The sequence below is a fragment of the Streptomyces sp. NPDC050264 genome (assembly GCF_040655895.1).
Classification (GTDB): Bacteria; Actinomycetota; Actinomycetes; order Streptomycetales; family Streptomycetaceae; genus Streptomyces.
Window position 1 is genome coordinate 141,888 of sequence record NZ_JBFAKV010000017.1, and the last position, 13,861, is coordinate 155,748.

The following is a 13,861-nucleotide window of genomic DNA, read 5'->3' on the forward strand; positions in this document are numbered from 1 at the left end:
TGCCCGGAATCGGGTACATACGATCGAGTAGCACCAGTCGGTAACGGGCCGGCCCGGTGCACCGACGCGCGGCGAGGTGAACCTCATGTCCGCAACACCCCAGCCCCGGGCCAAGGTTTCCGAACGGGAGGCCCGGCAGGTCGCCGAGGCCGCCCGTGAACAGGACTGGCGCAAGCCCAGCTTCGCCAAGGAACTGTTCCTCGGCCGGTTCCGGCTCGACCTCATCCATCCGCACCCGATGCCGGCCGACGAGGACGCGCGGCGCGGCGAGGCCTTCCTCGCCCAGCTGCGCGACTTCTGCGAGACGAAGATCGACTCGGCCCGCATCGAGCGCGAGGCGAAGATCCCCGACGAGACGGTCAACGGGCTCAGGGAGCTCGGCGCGCTCGGCATGAAGATCGACACGAAGTACGGCGGCCTGGGCCTGACGCAGGTCTACTACAACAAGGCGCTCGCCCTGGTCGGTTCGGCGAGCCCGGCCATCGGCGCACTGCTCTCGGCCCATCAGTCGATCGGCGTACCGCAGCCGCTGAAGATGTTCGGCACGCAGGAGCAGAAGGACGCGTTCCTGCCGCGGTGCGCGCGCACGGACATCAGCGCCTTCCTGCTGACCGAACCCGACGTGGGCTCCGACCCCGCGCGTCTGGCCACGGCGGCCGTCCCGGACGGCGACGACTACGTCATCGACGGGGTGAAGCTGTGGACGACCAACGGGGTCGTCGCGGATCTCCTCGTCGTCATGGCGCGGGTACCGAAGTCCGAGAAGCACCGGGGCGGCATCACCGCGTTCGTCGTGGAGGCCGCGGCGGAAGGCGTCACCGTCGAGAACCGCAACGCCTTCATGGGCCTGCGCGGCCTGGAGAACGGTGTCACCCGCTTCCACCGGGTCCGGGTCCCCGCGGCGAACCGGATCGGGCCGGAGGGCGCCGGCCTCAAGATCGCCCTCACCACGCTCAACACCGGCCGCCTGTCGCTGCCCGCGATGTGCGTGGGCGCCGGCAAGTGGTGCCTGAAGATCGCCCGCGAGTGGTCGTCGGCGCGCGAACAGTGGGGCAAGCCGGTCGCGTTCCACGAGGCGGTCGGCGCGAAGATCTCCTTCATCGCGGCGACGACGTTCGCCCTGGAGGCGGTCGTCGACCTCTCCTCCCAGATGGCCGACGAGGACCGCAACGACATCCGGATCGAGGCCGCCCTCGCCAAGCTGTACGGCTCCGAGATGGGCTGGCTGATGGCCGACGAACTCGTCCAGATCCGCGGCGGCCGCGGCTTCGAGACCGCCGAGTCCCTCGCGGCCCGCGGCGAACGCGCCGTGCCCGCCGAGCAGATGCTGCGCGACATGCGGATCAACCGCATCTTCGAGGGTTCGACCGAGATCATGCATCTGCTGATCGCCCGCGAGGCCGTCGACGCCCACCTCTCCGTGGCCGGCGACCTGATCGACCCGGACAAGTCCCTCTCGGACAAGGCGAAGGCGGGCGCCAAGGCCGGCGGCTTCTACGCCAAGTGGCTGCCGAAGCTGGTCACCGGGCCCGGCCAACTCCCGCGCTCCTACGCCGAGTTCCACCCGGCCGGCCACCCGGACCTCTCCGGCCATCTGCGCTACGTCGAACGCTCGGCCCGCAAGCTGGCCCGCTCGACGTTCTACGCCATGTCCCGCTGGCAGGGCCGCATGGAGACCAAGCAGGGCTTCCTCGGCCGCATCGTCGACATCGGCGCCGAACTCTTCGCCATCAGCGCGGCCTGCGTACGCGCCGAACTCCTGCGCACCACCGAGGAGTACGGCCGCGAGGCCTACCAGCTCGCCGACATCTTCTGCCGCCAGGCCCGCATCCGCGCCGACGCGCTCTTCGACCGCCTGTGGACCAACACCGACGACCTCGACCACAAGGTCGTCAAGGGCGTCCTCGGCGGTACGTACACCTGGCTGGAGCAGGGCGTCGTCGACCCGAGCGGCGAAGGCCCCTGGATCGCCGACGCCACGCCCGGCCCCGGCCGGCGGGAGGACGTGCACCGCCCGATCCGCTGATCACCACCCCGTCGCGGCCGACGGATCCGCCGGTAGAGTCCGGCGGATCCGTCACACGACACCGGGGGCCCGCATGCGCGACGAGGCGAAGTACCGCACAGATCTGGAACGCCACTTCCTCGCCGAGACCCAGCGCCTGCGCGGCCGGGGCCTGCTCCTGCTCTGGATCGGCGGCCTGCTCTGGCTCTACGTCGTGCTCAGACTCCTCCTGCCGTGGGCGGTCCTCGGCGCCGACCCGGACTGTGGCGCCCCGCTCTTCGAACGGATCGAGCTCGGCTACGAGGACCGCATCCTCAACCCCTGCTCGGTCGTCCCCTGGCCCACTCTCCTGGCCGTCCTCGCGGTCTCCGTCCCCGTACTGGTCACCGGCGCGGCCCTCTACGTACGCGGCATGGTCAGCGCCAATCTCAGCCATTACGTCCGCTCGATGACCCGCTGACCCCACACCCCCGAACCCGTACGGGGGCATCCGGGGGCACCCTGTCGGCCTCACAGCAAGGCCAGGCAACAATAGGGGGATGACCGACAGCCCATCGCCGCTCGCCGACCCGCACCTCGTCTTCGACCCCGCCCCCGGTGACGCCCCCAGGGACATCGCCGTGCTGGGCTCGACGGGCTCGATCGGCACGCAGGCCATCGACCTCGTGCTGCGCAACCCGGACCGGTTCCGCGTCACCGCACTCAGCGCCGCCGGGGGCCGGGTCGCCCTGCTGGCCGAGCAGGCGCACCAGCTGCGCGTACGCACCGTCGCCGTCGCCCGCGCAGACGTCGTACCCGCGCTGCGCGAGGCGCTCGCCGCGCGGTACGGGCCGGGGGAGCCGCTCCCGGAGATCCTCGCGGGGCCGGACGCCGCCACCGAGATCGCCGGCCGCGGCGACTGCCACACCGTCCTCAACGGCATCACGGGGTCGATCGGCCTGGCGCCCACCCTCGCCGCCCTCGGAGCGGGCCGCACCCTCGCCCTCGCCAACAAGGAGTCGCTGATCGTCGGCGGCCCCCTGGTGAAGGGGCTCGCCAAGCCCGGCCAGATCATCCCGGTCGACTCCGAGCACGCGGCCCTCTTCCAGGCGCTCGCCGCCGGCACCCGCGCCGACGTCCGCAAGCTCGTGGTCACCGCGTCCGGCGGCCCCTTCCGCGGACGTACGAAGGCGGACCTCGCGGACGTCACGGTCCAGGACGCGCTCGCGCACCCGACCTGGGCGATGGGCCCGGTCATCACCGTGAACTCGGCGACCCTGGTCAACAAGGGCCTGGAGGTCATCGAGGCGCACCTGCTCTACGACATCCCCTTCGACCGCATCGAGGTCGTCGTGCACCCCCAGTCCTACGTGCACTCCATGGTGGAGTACGTCGACGGGTCCTCGATCCTCCAGGCGACCCCGCCCGACATGCGCGGCCCCATCGCGATCGGACTCGGCTGGCCCGAGCGGATCCCGGACGCGGCGCCCGCGTTCGACTGGACGAAGGCGTCGAGCTGGGAGTTCTTCCCGCTCGACACCGAGGCGTTCCCGTCGGTGGGCCTGGCCCGGCACGTGGGGGAGCTCGCGGGCACGGCCCCGGCGGTGTTCAATGCCGCGAACGAGGAGTGCGTGGACGCCTTCCTGAAGGGCGCCCTGCCGTTCAACGGCATCATGGAGACCGTCACCCGGGTCGTGGAGGAACACGGCACACCGGAAACGGGAACTTCGCTGACCGTCGAGGACGTCCTCGAAGCGGAGACCTGGGCGCGCGCCCGGGCCCGTGAAGTGACGGCGACGACCGAGATGACGACCGCGGAGGCTCGTGCATGACGACCTTGATGATGATCCTCGGCGTAGTCGTCTTCGTGGTGGGGCTGCTCGTCTCCATCGCCTGGCACGAGCTGGGCCACCTTTCGACGGCGAAGCTTTTCGGCATCCGCGTCCCGCAGTACATGGTCGGCTTCGGGCCCACCCTTTTCTCGCGCAAGAAGGGCGAGACCGAGTACGGCGTCAAGGCGATCCCGCTCGGCGGCTACATTCGCATGATCGGCATGTTCCCGCCCGGCGCGGACGGCAGGATCGAGGCCCGCTCGACCTCACCGTTCCGCTCCATGGTGGAGGACGCCCGCGCGGCCGCCTTCGAGGAGGTGCAGCCCGGCGACGAGACCCGCCTCTTCTACACGCGCAAGCCCTGGAAGCGCGTCATCGTGATGTTCGCCGGCCCCTTCATGAACCTGATCCTCGCGGTCGGCCTCTTCTTCACGGTCCTGATGGGCTTCGGCGTGACCCAGCAGATGAACGTGGTCGAGGCCGTCTCTCCGTGTGTCATCCAGGCCAGCGCCGACCGGGACACCTGCAAGGCGTCCGACCCGCAGTCCCCGGCCAAGGCCGCGGGGCTGCAGGCCAAGGACAAGATCGTCTCGTTCGGCGGGGTCGCGACGGACAAGTGGAACACCCTGTCCGACGAGATCCGGGAGAGCGCCGGCAAGACGGTTCCGATCGTCGTCGAGCGCGACGGGCAGCGGCTGACGCTGCACGCGAAGATCGCCACGAACCAGGTGGCGAAGAAGGACTCCAGCGGCCAGATCACCGACGGCTACGTCAAGGCCGGCTTCCTCGGCTTCACCGCCGCCACCGGAGTCGTGCACCAGGACTTCGGCGACTCCGTGACCTGGATGACCGACCGGGTCGGCGACGCCGTCGACTCCATCGTCGCCCTCCCGGCGAAGATCCCGGCCCTGTGGGACGCCGCGTTCGGTGACGGCCCGCGCGACCAGGACTCCCCGATGGGCGTGGTCGGAGCGGCCCGCGTCGGCGGCGACATCGCCGGACTCGACATCCCGGCCTCCCAGAAGGTGGCGATGTCGCTGATGCTGGTCGCCGGCTTCAACCTCTCCCTCTTCCTGTTCAACATGCTGCCGCTGCTCCCGCTCGACGGCGGCCACATCGCGGGCGCCCTCTGGGAGGCGCTCCGGCGCAACCTGGCCCGGGTGTTCCGCCGCCCCGACCCGGGCCCCTTCGACGTGGCGAAGCTCATGCCGGTCGCGTACGTGGTGGCCGGAATCTTCGTCTGCTTCACGATCCTCGTGCTGATCGCGGACGTTGTTAATCCGGTGCGCCTGAGTTAGCGGAAGTACGGGGCAATCGAGAACCGACTGGGGCTTCATCACTCATCGTGGTGAAGCCCCGGTCGTCGTCCCGGCCCGCGCTTCGTCGACGTGCCCATGGTCCCCACAGGCCATGTACGACCCCCTGTCAGGTATCGGCAGTTGCCACCTCTGCGGGTCTCGCTGTCGTATGACGGGAGACGGCGATTCTGTCGCCCTGAGAGTGCACGCGTCCTGGACGCGCGGCTGCTGCGTATGCCTCCAAGGGGTGGTTTCCCCTTGCATCAGATCCTCGGTGTGCTCCGGTCTCGCCCGGTGACGTAATCTCGAAAGCCTTGGAATCTATCCATACCTTGGGGTTGCACAGCAGATGACTGCGATTTCACTCGGCATGCCGGACGTACCGATCAAGCTCGCCGAGCGGCGCAAGAGCCGGCAGATCCAGGTCGGCACGGTTGCCGTCGGCGGCGACGCTCCGGTCTCGGTGCAGTCGATGACGACGACGCGTACGTCCGACATCGGCGCGACGCTGCAGCAGATCGCCGAGCTGACGGCGTCCGGCTGCCAGATCGTGCGCGTGGCCTGCCCCACGCAGGACGACGCCGACGCGCTGTCCGTCATTGCCAGGAAGTCGCAGATCCCGGTGATCGCGGACATCCACTTCCAGCCGAAGTACGTCTTCGCCGCCATCGAGGCGGGCTGCGCCGCGGTCCGGGTGAACCCGGGCAACATCAAGCAGTTCGACGACAAGGTCCGGGAGATCGCCAAGGCGGCGAAGGACCACGGCACCCCGATCCGGATCGGGGTGAACGCGGGCTCGCTGGACCGCCGCCTGCTCCAGAAGTACGGCAAGGCGACCCCCGAGGCACTCGCCGAGTCGGCGCTGTGGGAGGCGGGCCTCTTCGAGGAGCACGACTTCCGCGACATCAAGATCTCGGTCAAGCACAACGACCCGGTCGTGATGGTCAACGCCTACCGGCTGCTCGCCGAGAAGTGCGACTACCCGCTGCACCTCGGCGTCACCGAGGCCGGCCCCGCCTTCCAGGGCACCATCAAGTCCGCCGTCGCGTTCGGCGCGCTGCTCTCCGAGGGCATCGGCGACACCATCCGCGTCTCGCTCTCGGCCCCGCCGGTCGAGGAGATCAAGGTCGGCAACCAGATCCTGGAGTCGCTGGGCCTGCGCCCGCGCCGCCTGGAGATCGTCTCCTGCCCCTCCTGCGGCCGCGCCCAGGTCGACGTCTACAAGCTGGCCGAAGAGGTCACCGCCGGTCTCGACGGCATGGAGGTCCCGCTGCGCGTGGCCGTCATGGGCTGCGTCGTGAACGGTCCGGGCGAGGCCCGTGAGGCCGACCTCGGCGTCGCCTCCGGCAACGGCAAGGGCCAGATCTTCGTCAAGGGCGAGGTCATCAAGACCGTCCCCGAGTCGAAGATCGTGGAGACCCTCATCGAAGAGGCGATGAAGATCGCCGAGCAGATGGAGAAGGACGGCGTGGCCTCCGGCGAGCCGTCCGTGGCCGTCGCGGGCTGACATCGGCTCGGGCCTGTCCGACTCTTCGCGCGCTCGTCCGCCGGGTTCTTCCCGGCGGGCGGGCGCGCCTCTCGTCGTGGCTGGTCGCGCCCACACGGCGGAGCCGCGGATGTCACAGCCCCGCGCCCCTGAGACGCGCACTGCGTGCGGCATCTCAGGGGAGCGGGGAACTGCGCGACCAGCCCCCACCGGCCCGCGGCCGCGCGACGAGGAGCGACGGGGCAGACGACGGCGCGGAAGGGGCCCGCAGAGGCGGAGGCGGCTCATACGACCGGCAGGTACAGTGCGGAGATCAGCCACCCATCAGGTGAAGGCCCACCCGCACGTGTTGACTCAGACCACCACCCGGGTCCTCGAACCGAGTGACCTCGACGCCGCGCTCGCCGTACTCGACCGCGAGCCGGTCACCAATGCCTTCGTGACGGCCCGCGTCCGCATCGCGGGCCTGGACCCGTGGCGGCTGGGCGGCGAGATGTGGGGCTGGTACGAGGACGGCATGCTGCAGTCGTTGTGCTACGCGGGCGCCAACCTGGTGCCGATCTGCGCCACCGACCGGGCCGTCCGCGGCTTCGCCGACCGCGCGCGGCGAGCGGGCCGGCGCTGTTCGTCGATCGTCGGGCCCGCCGAGCCGACCGCCCAGCTGTGGCGGCTGCTGGAGGGGAGCTGGGGGCCCGCCCGCGACGTGCGTCCGAACCAGCCGCTGATGGTGACCGACCGGATGTCCGCCGCAGTCGCCCCGGACCCGTATGTGCGCCGGATCCGCAAGGACGAGATGGACGCGATCATGCCGGCGTGCGTGGCGATGTTCACCGAGGAGGTCGGCGTCTCCCCGCTGGCCGGTGACGGTGGGCTGCTCTACCAGGCGCGGGTGGCCGAACTGGTCGGTTCCGGCCGCTCCTTCGCCCGCCTCGACGAGGACGGCAAGGTCGTCTTCAAGGCGGAGATCGGTGCCGCGACCGACAAGGCCTGCCAGATCCAGGGCGTCTGGGTCGCCCCGGAGTACCGCGGCCGCGGCCTCGCCGCCCCCGGCATGGCCGCCGTGCTGCGCTACGCGCTGGCCGATGTCGCGCCCGTCGTCAGCCTCTACGTCAACGACTTCAACACCCCGGCCCGCGCCGCGTACCGGCGCGTGGGGTTCGAAGAGGTCGGGGCGTTCATGAGCGTCCTGTTCTAGGACGCTCCCGCTTCTCTGTGCGGGGCATGTGGGCCCCGTCTCATCTCTTTAGCACCGTTTGACATTAGTGAGTCTTATGAACCATAAAGGGAGAGCTTTGGTTTAAGGTTCACGGAATGTAGGTGCCCGACGATGTCTGTTTCCGGCGAAGCCGCCCTGTCCGACGACCCTCAGGGGCGCTGGGAGGCCTGGCGTGCCGAGCGGTACCGCTCCCTCACCGCCCCCACCGGGAACCTCGCCCTCGTCGAGACCCGTTGGCTGCCCGCCGGTGAACTCCCCGACCTGGAAGCCGCCCGCGCCGGGCAGCCGGACACGGTGACGGTCACCACCCTGGAGCGCACCGACCTGGTCACCGGCGAGCCGGAGCACGGCCTGCGCCTCTGGGACGCGAACTCCCCGGCCATCCAGGACTTCGAGCGCGTCGACGCCTTCCCGTACGACCCGAAGTGGGTCCTCGACGCCACGTACACGCCCGTCGAGGGCGCCCGCCTCGTGGCCTTCGAGCACCTCCGGGACAACGGCGGCACCCGCGAGAAGGTCGTCCCCGGCGACATCGCCCTCACTGTGGACGGCATCGCCTACACGCTGTCCGCCTTCGACGACGACGGCACCCTGCTGCTCGTCTTCGGCGACCCCACCAACGGCGACTCCACCTACGGCGCCGGACGCTTCCTCTTCGTGGAGCACACCGGGGAGGGCCGCGTACGCCTCGACTTCAACCGGGCCTTCGTGCCCCCGTGCGGCTTCTCCGATCAGTACAACTGTCCGATGCCGCCGCGGCAGAACCGCTTCCACCTGCCCGTCGAGGCCGGCGAGAAGCTCCCGGTCCTCCGCGACGGCGCCGCCGGCACCGCCCACTGATCCCCTCCCCGCACCATCTCGCGTAAGGCCCCCGATGAACCTTCCCAAGAAGCCTCTCGCTGTCGGCGTGCTCACCGTCGCCCTCGCGGTCACCCTCACCGCCTGCGGCGGTGGCGGCGCCAACTCCGCCTCCGGCAACGGCGGTTACGACAAGAACGCCGCCGTCAACATAGGCTCGCTCTACGAGCCCCAGAACCTCGACAACACCGCCGGCGGCGGCCAGGGCGTCACCGAGGCCCTCAACGGCAACGTCTACGAAGGCCTCTTCCGGCTCACCGACGACGGCAAGGTCGACAAGCTCCTCGCCCAGGACTACAAGGTCAGCGACGATGGGCTCACATACACCTTCACGCTCCGCGACGGCGTCAAGTTCCACAGCGGCAAGGTCCTGAGCAGCGAGGACGTCAAGTACAGCCTGGAGAAGGTGATCGCGAAGGACTCGCAGTCCGCGCGCAAGGCGAACCTTGAAGTCATCAAGGACATCGCCACCCCGGACGCGAAGACCGTCAAGGTCACGCTGTCGAAGAAGTCGATCTCCTTCGTCTACAACCTCTCCTACGTCTGGATCATCAACTCCGACGCGAAGAACCTGAAGACGACGGAAGACGGCACGGGCCCGTACAAGCTGAACAAGTGGACACGCGGCTCGGCGCTCAGCCTCGACCGGTTCAGCGGCTACTGGGGCTCCGCCGCCAAGAACAAGCAGGCGATCTTCCACTACTACAAGGACGCGACCGCCCTCAACAACGCGCTCCTGACGAACGCCGTGGACGTCGTCACGAGCGAGCAGTCGCCGGACGCCCTCGACCAGTTCAAGTCCAACCAGAACTACAAGGTCAACGACGGCGACTCGACGACCAAGCTGCTGCTCGCCTTCAACGACAAGGCCAAGCCGTTCACGAACGTCAAGGTGCGCCAGGCGGTCTCCGCCGCCATCGACGACAAGAAGCTCCTCGAAGCCGTCTGGGGCGGTTACGGCAAGGAGATCGGGTCGATGGTGCCGCCCACCGACCCCTGGTACGAGGACCTGACCAAGGTCAACGCGTACGACGTGACGAAGGCCAAGAAGCTGCTCAAGGACGCGGGATACGAGGACGGGTTCAGCTTCACGCTGGACACCCCGAACTACGACCCGCACCCCACCGCCGCCACCTTCATCAAGTCGCAGCTCGCCAAGGTCGGCATCACCGTCAAGATCAACACGATCACGCCCGACGAGTGGTACACGAAGGTCTACAAGAACCACGACTTCACGGCGACGCTCCAGGAGCACGTCAACGACCGCGACCTCGTCTGGTACGGCAACCCCGACTTCTACTGGGGCTACGACGACAAGCAGGTCCAGAAGTGGGTCGAGCAGGCCGAGGAGGCCTCCAGCACGCAGGCGCAGACCGACCTCCTGAAGAAGGTCAACCGCAAGACCGCCGAGGACGCGGCCAGCGACTGGCTGTACCTGTATCCGCAGATCGTCGTCGCGAACACGAAGCTGTCGGGCTACCCGCTCAACGGCCTCAACTCGCAGTTCTTCGCGTACGACATCAAGAAGAGCAGCTGACCCTCCCATGGTCAGGTACCTCCTGCGAAGACTGGTGTTCCTGCTGGTCTCCCTCGTCCTCGCGAGCATCGTGCTGTTCGTGCTCCTGCGGATGCTGCCCGGCGACCCGGCGAACGCGCTCACCTCGGTGGGCGCCTCGCCGGAGCAGATCGCCGCGGCCCGGCACTCCATCGGCTCCGATCAGCCGCTGCCGCAGCAGTTCACGCACTGGATCGGGCAGTTGGCGAGCGGCGACCTCGGCACGTCGTTCGTCAGCTCGCTGCCCGTCGGCCCCGAGGTCTCGCAGCGCCTGGACGTGACGGTGCCGCTGACCCTCTCGGCGTTCGTGCTCGCCGTGCTCGTCGCGGTACCGGCCGGGTTCGTGGCCGCGTACAAGAAGAACACCTGGTACGGGGCGCTGCTCAGCGGCGTCTCCCAACTCGGCATCGCCGTCCCGGTGTTCTGGCTCGGCATGATCCTCATCGCGGTCTTCGCGCTCAACGCCGGCTGGCTGCCCTCCGGCGGCTTCCCGCAGGACGCCTGGTCCACCCCGGGCGAGGCGATCCGCTCGCTCGTCCTGCCGGTCGTGACGGTGGCCCTGGTGATGTCGGCGTCCCTGATCCGCTACGTACGGTCGGCCACCCTCGACGTCCTCGACAGCGAGTACCTGCGCACGGCGCGGGCGCTCGGCTCGTCGTTCGGCCGGGCCATGTGGCGGCACGGGCTGCGCAACGCGTCCGTGCCGGTCATCTCGGTGCTCGGCATCGAACTGGCCTCCACACTGCTCGGCGCGGTCGTCGTCGAATCCGTCTACGCCCTGCCCGGCCTCGGCTCGATGCTCGCGACCGGGATCGCGCAGCACGACTACCCGGTGATCCAGGGCGTCCTGTTCGTATCGACGTTCGGAGTGCTGATCATCGGGTTCGTGGCGGACCTCGTCCAGCGGATCGTGGACCCGCGGCTGCGCGGCCGGCTGTCCGGAGGGGGCGTCCGATGAAGCGCAAGTCATCCGTCACCCTGTGGACGGGCGGTGTGCTGGCGGGCCTCGTGGTCCTCCTGGCGCTCGTCTCGCTCTTCTGGCTGCCCTACGACAGCGACGACACGTCCGGCGGGCGGCTCGCCGGGCCCGGCGGCGGGCATCTGCTCGGCACCGACAAACTCGGCCGCGACCTGTTCACCCAGCTCATGACCGGCTCCCGGATCGCCCTGCAGGCCGGACTCGGAGCGGTGGCCGTCGCGGCGCTGCTCGGCGTGGCCCTCGGCGTCCTCGCGGCGTTCGCGCAGGGCTGGTTCGACGACACGCTCTCCGCGCTCCTCGACATCCTCATCGCGTTCCCGACGCTGCTGCTCGCCATGCTGATCGTCGCCGCGCGCTCGGCGACACTCGGCTCCGCGATCCTCGCGATCGGCCTCGCGCAGAGCGCCGTCGTGGCCCGGCTGACCCGGATCCTGGTCAAGCGTGTCCTGGCGCAGGACTACATCACCGCCTCCCGCACCTCGGGCACATCCTGGGCGCGGGTCGTCGCCGGGCACGTGCTGCCCAACATCTGGCCGACCCTCGCGGTCAACCTGGCACTCCAGTTCGGCCTCGCCGTCCTGGCCGAGGCGAGCCTGTCCTACCTGGGCCTTGGCGCACCCCCGCCGAACGCCTCGTGGGGCCGCATGCTCCAGGAGGCCCAGGCGACGTTCACGACCGCCCCGGCGGGCGCGCTCGCGCCGGGCGCGCTGCTCGTCCTCCTGGTCATCGGCGTGAACCTGATCGCGGACGGGCTGCGCGACGTCCTCGACCCGACCGCGCGGAAGGGGAGGGCGGCGCTGTGAACGAACCCCTGCTCTCGGTGTCCGGCCTGACGATCCGCACCGCCGAAGGGCGCGCGCTCGTCTCGGAGCTCGGCTTCGGGATCGCGCGCGGCGAACGGCTCGGCCTCATCGGCGAATCCGGCTCCGGCAAATCCCTGACCACGCTCGCCGTGCTCGGGCTGCTTCCCCACGGCATGACGGTGACGGGGAGTGTCGAGCTGGACGGCACGCAGATCGTCGGCGCGAGCGAGCGGACCCTGGTGGGCGTACGCGGCCGGAGCGCGGCCGTCGTCTTCCAGGAGCCGCTGACCGCACTCGACCCGCTGATGCGGGTGGGCCGCCAGATCGCCGAACCGCTGCGCAGGCGGCGGCAGTTGAAGGGCGCGGCGCTGCGGTCCGCGGTGACCGCCCTGCTCGACCAGGTGCGGCTGCCCGACCCGGACCGCATCGCCCGCGCCTTCCCGCACGAGATCTCCGGCGGCCAGCGCCAGCGGGTCGCGCTCGCCATGGCGCTCGCCTGCGACCCGGCGCTGCTGATCGCCGACGAACCGACGACGGCCCTGGACGTGACCGTGCAGGCCGAGATGCTCGACCTGATCGACGGGCTCGTGCGCGAGCGCGGCATGGCGGTGCTGTTCGTCAGCCACGACCTCGCGGTCGTCTCGCGCGTGACGGACCGGGTGCTCGTCATGAAGGACGGCCGCGCGGTCGAGACGGGCGCCGTCGCCGACGTCGTACGGGCTCCTCGCGAGGCCTACACCAAGGCGCTGGTGGACAGCGCACGGCAACTGGAATCGGCGCTCGACCTGGGAGGTGCGCGATGACTCCGATCCTGGAGCTCGACGCGGTGTCGTACGCGTACCGGGGGAGCGCGGCACCGGTCGTCCGGGACGTCTCCGTCGCCGTGGAGGCCGGGCGGAGCCTGGCCCTCGTCGGCGAGTCCGGAGCCGGCAAGACGACGCTGCTGCGGATGCTGCTCGGCCTCGCCCGGCCCACCGACGGCACGGTGCGCTTCGACGGGGACGCGCTGCGGCTGCGCGACCGGGCGCAGATGAAGGCGTTCCGGCGCGGCGTCCAGTGCGTCTTCCAGGACCCGTACGCCTCACTGGACCCGCGCCAACGGGTCCGCCGCATCGTGGCCGAACCCCTCGGCTCCCTCGGCGTCGCCACCGGCGAGGACGCCGCGCGGCGCGTCGCCGAGGCGCTGCGCCGGGTGGGGCTACCGGCGGACGCCGCGGACCGCTACCCGCACGAGTTCTCCGGCGGCCAGCGCCAGCGCATCGCCATCGCGCGGGCCACGGTCTGCGACCCACGGGTGCTCCTCGCCGACGAACCGGTCTCCGCACTCGACGTCACGACCCGTGTGAAGGTCGTCGATCTGCTGGCCGAGCTGAAGGAGACGGCGGGCCTGACGGTCGTGATGGTCTCCCACGACCTGTCGGTGGTGGCCGCCCTCTGCGAGCGCACCGTCGTTCTGGAGCGCGGCCGGGTCGTCGAAGCGGGAGACACCACGGCGGTCCTCGGCACCCCCGAGCACACCTACACACGCCGCCTACTGGCAAGCGTCCCGCGCCTACCGGCACAGGGCTGATCCCGGGACGCCCCGGCACCCTGCGCCCATCGGCCCGGTGTCCTGCCACCGGTGCGTCCGGCGTCGCGGATCAGGGCGTATGCGCGCGGCTGCTGGCACAGGGCTGATCTCGGTGCGCCCCCGGGCCTTGCGCCCATCGGCCCGGTGTCCCGTCACCCGTGCGTCCGGCGTCGCCGATCAGGGCGTATGCCCGCCCCTTCCGGCACAGGGCTGATCCCGGTGCGCCCTTGCGCCCATCGGCCCGGTGTCCTGCCACCGGTGCATGCGGCGTCGCCGATCA

General features: G+C 70.1%; 12 protein-coding genes. All 12 read left to right on the forward strand.

Features of this window, described 5'->3' with window-relative positions; all coding sequences use genetic code 11:
• Window positions 1-85: 85 nt before the first annotated feature.
• The 12 genes from AB0J02_RS27910 (at window position 86) to AB0J02_RS27965 (ending at window position 13,581) form a co-directional block, all read left to right on the forward strand.
• Complete coding sequence (locus AB0J02_RS27910; protein WP_363196523.1) at window positions 86-2,026, forward strand: acyl-CoA dehydrogenase family protein; 1,941 nt, start codon at window positions 86-88, stop codon at window positions 2,024-2,026.
• Window positions 2,027-2,099: 73 nt separating this feature from the next.
• Complete coding sequence (locus tag AB0J02_RS27915; protein ID WP_363196524.1) at window positions 2,100-2,465, forward strand: hypothetical protein; 366 nt, start codon at window positions 2,100-2,102, stop codon at window positions 2,463-2,465.
• Window positions 2,466-2,544: 79 nt separating this feature from the next.
• Window positions 2,545-3,816, forward strand: a complete 1,272-nt coding sequence (gene dxr, locus AB0J02_RS27920) for a 1-deoxy-D-xylulose-5-phosphate reductoisomerase (protein WP_363196525.1) — start codon at window positions 2,545-2,547, stop codon at window positions 3,814-3,816.
• The gene (locus AB0J02_RS27925) at window positions 3,813-5,114 is read left to right on the forward strand and encodes a site-2 protease family protein (RefSeq protein ID WP_363196526.1); all 1,302 of its coding nucleotides are present in this window, start codon (window positions 3,813-3,815) and stop codon (window positions 5,112-5,114) included. Before dxr ends, AB0J02_RS27925 begins: the two co-directional genes overlap by 4 nt.
• Window positions 5,115-5,463: 349 nt before the next feature.
• The gene (gene ispG, locus AB0J02_RS27930; RefSeq protein WP_363196527.1) at window positions 5,464-6,621 is read left to right on the forward strand and encodes a flavodoxin-dependent (E)-4-hydroxy-3-methylbut-2-enyl-diphosphate synthase; all 1,158 of its coding nucleotides are present in this window, start codon (window positions 5,464-5,466) and stop codon (window positions 6,619-6,621) included.
• 325 nt (window positions 6,622-6,946) lie between these two features.
• A complete protein-coding gene (locus tag AB0J02_RS27935) occupies window positions 6,947-7,795 on the forward strand; it encodes a GNAT family N-acetyltransferase (RefSeq protein WP_363196528.1) in 849 nt (282 codons plus the stop codon).
• A 132-nt stretch (window positions 7,796-7,927) separates the two neighbouring features.
• On the forward strand, window positions 7,928-8,656 hold the full coding sequence (locus AB0J02_RS27940; protein WP_363196529.1) for a DUF1684 domain-containing protein: 729 nt from the start codon (window positions 7,928-7,930) through the stop codon (window positions 8,654-8,656).
• 34 nt (window positions 8,657-8,690) lie between these two features.
• A complete protein-coding gene (locus AB0J02_RS27945; protein ID WP_363196530.1) occupies window positions 8,691-10,211 on the forward strand; it encodes an ABC transporter substrate-binding protein in 1,521 nt (506 codons plus the stop codon).
• A gap of 7 nt (window positions 10,212-10,218) precedes the next feature.
• Entirely contained in the window at window positions 10,219-11,187 is a 969-nt protein-coding gene (locus AB0J02_RS27950) for an ABC transporter permease (protein WP_363196531.1), read from the forward strand.
• Window positions 11,184-12,011: an ABC transporter permease gene (locus AB0J02_RS27955; protein ID WP_363196532.1), complete on the forward strand. Its 828-nt coding sequence runs from the start codon at window positions 11,184-11,186 to the stop codon at window positions 12,009-12,011. The genes AB0J02_RS27950 and AB0J02_RS27955 overlap by 4 nt, the downstream gene beginning before the upstream one ends.
• The gene (locus AB0J02_RS27960) at window positions 12,008-12,814 is read left to right on the forward strand and encodes an ABC transporter ATP-binding protein (RefSeq protein WP_363196533.1); all 807 of its coding nucleotides are present in this window, start codon (window positions 12,008-12,010) and stop codon (window positions 12,812-12,814) included. The genes AB0J02_RS27955 and AB0J02_RS27960 overlap by 4 nt, the downstream gene beginning before the upstream one ends.
• Window positions 12,811-13,581, forward strand: coding sequence for an ATP-binding cassette domain-containing protein (locus AB0J02_RS27965; RefSeq protein ID WP_363196534.1), 771 nt, complete (start codon window positions 12,811-12,813; stop codon window positions 13,579-13,581). The genes AB0J02_RS27960 and AB0J02_RS27965 overlap by 4 nt, the downstream gene beginning before the upstream one ends.
• Window positions 13,582-13,861 lie beyond the last annotated feature (280 nt).